The following is a 3,812-nucleotide window of genomic DNA, read 5'->3' as shown; positions in this document are numbered from 1 at the left end:
CGGGCGCGCATCGCCGTCCTGGACAAGACCGGCACCCTTACCCTGGGGGAGGCCGAAATCGCCGGGATCGAGGCAGCACCGGGCTTCGATCCCGACGAGATCCTGCGGCTCGCCGCCTCGCTCGACCAGGCCTCGACCCATGTGCTGGCGACGACCCTGGCCGAGGCGGCCCGGGCGCGCGGGCTCGCCCTCGCCGAACCGCAATCGGTCGCCGAGGAGAGTGGCGCCGGCCTCGTCGGGTGGGTCGACGGGCATGACGTGGCCCTGGGCGGCTACGGCTTCGTGCGCGCCCACGTCGCGGCCATGCCGCCGCGACCGGATGACGGCGACGCGGTGATCCAGGTGGGGATCGACGGACGCTATGCCGGGCTGCTGCGCCTGCAGGATCCGCTTCGCCCCGATGCCGCCGACGTGCTGGCCCGCCTGCGCAGGGTCGGCTTCGCCCGGATCCTGCTCGCCACCGGCGACCGGGCGGATGTCGCGCACGCGATCGCCGCCGGCCTGCAGCTGGACGAGGTGCGGGCCGAACTGTCGCCCGCCGACAAGGTGGAACTGGTGCTGGCGGAACGCCGCAATGGATCGGTCCTGATGGTGGGCGACGGGGTGAACGATGCCCCCGCCCTCGCGGCCGCCGATGTCGGGGTGGCGATGGGTGCCCGCGGTGCCGCCGCCTCGGCCGAATCCGCCGACATCGTGCTCCTGGTCGACCGGCTGGACCGCCTGGCGGACGCGGTCGAGGTGGCGCACGGTACGGGCCGGATCGCCCTGCAGAGCGTGGCCGCGGGCCTGGGCCTGTCGGTCGCCGGGATGCTGGCAGCGGCGCTCGGCTACCTGCCGCCGGTGGCAGGTGCCCTGTTTCAGGAGGCCATCGACGTCGCCGTGATCCTGAACGCGCTCCGGGCGCTGCGGCTCTGAGTGGGAATGTCGACCCGGGATATGCTATGCTGATCGGCCGGACCGTCCGGCCGCCACGGGGCCAGCTTCCGGCATGCATGCGCGAATCTGCACAAACGAACCCGAGAAGCGAATTTTATTTTTATATATCAATAAGTTAACCGAGACTGATCCTGCGCGCAGAACTGCGTGAATCCCGCCTCGCTCGCCTCGAACCCTTCCGCCTCCGCCAGCTCCCACGGCCGCTCGCACTGGGCGGTGCGGGCGCACCAGCGATAGCCGGCCGACGCGCGGCAGCCATGCGCGTCGGCATCGGCACCCACGCGCCCGGGCTGGTCATCGGCCGGGGACTGGCAGGCCGCCAGCGTCATGAGGGCGAACAGGACGGCGAGCGCGCGCATGGGTTCAGCTCCGGCAGGGAAGGAATGGATGACGCAGCCAGGGCAGGCCGCGCCATCCATCGGCGGTCAGTCCGGCACGTGCCGCACGGCACCCTTGGCAGCACTGGTCGCCATGGCCGCATAGGCCCGCAGGGCAGTGCTCACCTTGCGCGGGCGCGCCTCGGCCGGCTTCCATGCATTACCCTCGCGGGCGGCCATGGCGGCACGGCGCCGCGCGATCTCGGCATCGTCGACCGCCAGGTGCAGCTTGCGGTTCGGGATGTCGATCTCGATCCGGTCGCCGTTCTCGACCAGGCCGATCAGGCCGCCCTCGGCGGCTTCCGGCGAGACATGGCCGATCGACAGGCCGGACGAGCCCCCGGAGAAGCGCCCGTCGGTGACCAGCGCGCAGGCTTTGCCCAGGCCCTTCGACTTCAGGTAGCTGGTCGGATAGAGCATCTCCTGCATGCCGGGGCCGCCACGCGGGCCCTCGTAGCGGATCAGCACCACGTCGCCCGGCTTGACCTTGCCGCCCAGGATGCCGCTCACCGCCGCGTCCTGGCTCTCGAAGATCACGGCCGGACCGGAGAACACCAGGATCGATTCGTCCACGCCCGTGGTCTTCACGATCGCCCCGTCCTCGGCGAGGTTGCCGTAGAGCACCGCCAGGCCGCCGTCCTTGGCGAAGGCGTGCTCGGCCGAGCGGATCACGCCGTTCTCGCGGTCCAGGTCGAGCGAGGGATAGCGCTGGTCCTGGCTGAACGCGGTCTGGGTGGGCACGCCGCCCGGGCCGGCCCGATAGAAGTCGTGGACGGTGGCGTCGCTGGTGCGCTGGACGTCCCAGCGCTCGAGCGCGGCACCCAGGTTCGGCGCATGCACCGTGCCGACCGAGGTGTCGAGCAGCCCCGCCCGGTCGAGCTCGCCCAGGATCGCCATGATGCCGCCCGCCCGGTGCACGTCCTCCATGTGGACGTCGGACTTGGAGGGCGCCACCTTGCAGAGCACCGGCACGCGCCGCGACAGCCGGTCGATGTCGGCCATGGTGAAGTCGAGCTCGGCCTCGTGCGCGGCGGCCAGCAGGTGCAGGACCGTGTTGGTCGAGCCGCCCATCGCGATGTCGAGGGTCATGGCGTTCTCGAACGCCTTGCGGCTCGCGATCGCACGCGGCAGGAGGCCCGCCTCGTCCTTCTCGTAGTAGCGCCGCGCCAGGTCGACGATCAGGTGGCCGGCCTCGACGAACAGGCGCTTGCGGTCGGCATGGGTGGCGAGTGTCGAGCCGTTGCCCGGCAGGGAGAGGCCCAGCGCCTCGGTCAGGCAGTTCATCGAGTTGGCGGTGAACATGCCCGAGCACGACCCACAGGTCGGGCAGGCCGAGCGCTCGATCACCTTGATCTCCTCCTCGGAGACCTTCTCGTCGGCGGCCGCCACCATGGCGTCGACCAGGTCGAGCGCCACATTCTTGCCCCGCAGCACGACCTTGCCGGCCTCCATCGGCCCGCCCGAGACGAACACGACCGGGATGTTCAGGCGCAGCGCCGCCATCAGCATGCCGGGGGTGATCTTGTCGCAGTTCGAGATGCAGACCATGGCGTCCGCGCAGTGCGCGTTGACCATGTACTCGATCGAATCGGCGATCAGCTCGCGCGAGGGGAGCGAGTAGAGCATGCCGTCATGGCCCATCGCGATGCCGTCATCGACCGCGATGGTGTTGAACTCCTTGGCCACGCCGCCCGCCGCCTCGATCTCGCGCGCCACGAGCTGGCCCAGGTCCTTCAGGTGCACATGGCCCGGTACGAACTGGGTGAAGGAATTGGCGACCGCGATGATCGGCTTGCCGAAATCGCCGTCCTTCATGCCGGTGGCACGCCAGAGGCCACGGGCGCCGGCCATGTTGCGGCCATGGGTGGTGGTGCGGGAACGATAGGTTGGCATGAAACGTCCTGTTGCCCTGCTCGACCGGTGTCCTGCTCCCCCGGTCGCGGCCGGAGTTCAGGGGGCGGCTCTTGCGCGGCATCGAACGGCAGCGCGGCGTGCCTGCTGGGCACGCCGCGGCCGCCATCCGACGCAAACCGTGACCGGTCCTAGAGGATTTCGCGCTCGATTGAAATCACTCCAATCCGTGCCGGGCGGCGGATGGCCTCCTTCGGGCGCGCCATGCGGGGGTATGGCGCGCCGTCAGGATGGGAAACGATGCCTCAGACCTTGCAGGCGCTGGTATAGGCGACGGTGCCCCACTCGCCGGCATAGTTCTTGGTGAAGCCCCACCAGTCCTTCTTGGCGTCCCAGGCATCCCAGCCGCCGCCCTTCTTGACCGAGCCCCAGATGGCGATGCCGTCGCTCAGCTCGTAGATGGTGTTGAGCTGCAATTCCCAGAACTTGATCGGCAGGTATTCGGTGCCCTTGCCCAGCATGGTGTCGTGGTACTGCGGCCAGACGAACGGGATCACCGGCTTGCCGTACTTGCGCGCTTCCGCGATGTTGGCCTTGGCGAACGTCACCCACTGGTCGCGGTTCTCGGTGATGGTGTAGAGCGAGGGG

4 protein-coding genes are annotated in these 3,812 nt (G+C 69.7%); 1 reads left to right on the top strand and 3 read right to left on the bottom strand.

Going from position 1 to position 3,812, the window contains the following annotated elements; all coding sequences use genetic code 11:
- On the top strand, positions 1-915 hold a 915-nt coding region (locus VNS22_RS25600; protein ID WP_325737586.1), incomplete at its 5' end, for an HAD-IC family P-type ATPase.
- A 128-nt stretch (positions 916-1,043) separates the two neighbouring features.
- Here VNS22_RS25600 and VNS22_RS25595 read toward each other — a convergent pair.
- The 3 genes from VNS22_RS25595 to VNS22_RS25585 form a co-directional block, all read right to left on the bottom strand.
- A complete protein-coding gene (locus VNS22_RS25595) occupies positions 1,044-1,295 on the bottom strand; it encodes a hypothetical protein (protein WP_325737584.1) in 252 nt (83 codons plus the stop codon).
- 66 nt (positions 1,296-1,361) lie between these two features.
- Positions 1,362-3,206 carry a dihydroxy-acid dehydratase gene (gene ilvD, locus VNS22_RS25590; protein ID WP_325737582.1) on the bottom strand — a complete coding sequence of 615 codons (1,845 nt, stop codon included), beginning with the start codon at positions 3,204-3,206 and terminating at the stop codon, positions 1,362-1,364.
- Between the two features lie 263 nt (positions 3,207-3,469).
- The coding region (locus VNS22_RS25585; RefSeq protein ID WP_325737580.1) for a hypothetical protein at positions 3,470-3,812 on the bottom strand (343 nt) is incomplete at its 5' end.

The organism is Geminicoccus sp. (genome assembly GCF_035556675.1).
Lineage (GTDB): Bacteria > Pseudomonadota > Alphaproteobacteria > Geminicoccales > Geminicoccaceae > Geminicoccus.
Note: the sequence above shows the minus strand (reverse complement) of the source record. Positions and strands in the feature narration are given on the sequence as shown.